General features: G+C 46.4%; 1 protein-coding gene. It reads left to right on the top strand.

All coding sequences use genetic code 11. The annotated features are described in order from the left end of the window. On the top strand, window positions 1-1,036 hold a 1,036-nt coding region (locus tag EXT47_RS23620), incomplete at both ends, for a phage late control D family protein (RefSeq protein ID WP_240701673.1).

Raw genomic sequence — 1,036 nt, 5'->3', positions numbered from 1 at the left:
AAAAAATGCAAACAAGGATTGTGGTGTATGGTACTAACCATCCTGTACATGTCGTCGATTTTGAACTCACGACCTGTATCAATAGCGGCTTTTTACTCAAAGCGAACCTAGAATCCCAATTTGACCTGGCTGATGAGTTACTCGTCGGCAATATGCTCACGTTTGAAATTGAGTCACCAGATGCAATATCAACGTATTTCACTGGGACTTTGTTTGATATTCAATCTGGTTTTGTGTCTGAGCACACCTGTGGTGCAGAGGTGGTCTTAAAGCCTCGCCTTGAGTTACTTAAGCAAACAGAAAAAAGCCAAATCTTTGTACAAGCCAATGTCCAGACTGTCCTCAATAAGTTGATACAAAAAGCCGGCTATTCACAAGACCGGATAAAATGGCGAGTCACTAAAGATTTACCCACGCTACCCCAGTGCGTACAAGCGCTAGAAAACGACTACACCTTTTTCACCCGACTCTTAGCAAAGTACGGCTTAATTTATTGGTTTGAATGCCATGATTTTATTGAGTCGATAGTGATTGCCGAGGGGAATCTTGCAAGCCCCTATATTGAGCGAGGCTTGCTGTCGGTGACAGATAAAGATGGCCTGGTGCACGAGCATAAAACCGGCTTTGTTGGGTTTACGCAGTGCCAAAGCCGCCATCGTTTTAGAATGGGTGGCTCACAAGTGCATATGAATGCCCATCCGCCAACTTCGGTCAGCTCGGCGCAGCGTAGCTATTTTGAGCCTGCTGCACAAAATCCTGCTGAGCAATTTGAGCGCACCGGCAATCTCGAGCTTGCCTATCAACAAGGTAAAAATGAAGTCACGCTGGTAGGAAACGTAGCCGAAGCCAATGCCGGTTATTCGTTTTCGTTAAATGGTAAATTGGGCACAGCGAAAGGCGGCGATTATACCTGTATTCGCAGTAAACAGGTGTATAAGCAAGGCAGTGCCAATGACCCAAACCAAGTTGCTCACCATAGCGAGTCGGTGTGTGTACCACGAGGTGAGCCAATACGTATCGCGCCCCCAGAGCATAG

This window comes from Pseudoalteromonas sp. CO342X, assembly GCF_004208915.1.
GTDB classification, from domain to species: domain Bacteria; phylum Pseudomonadota; class Gammaproteobacteria; order Enterobacterales; family Alteromonadaceae; genus Pseudoalteromonas; species Pseudoalteromonas maricaloris.
The sequence above is the reverse complement of the archived record's forward strand: the minus strand, read 5'-3'. Positions and strand labels throughout refer to the sequence as shown.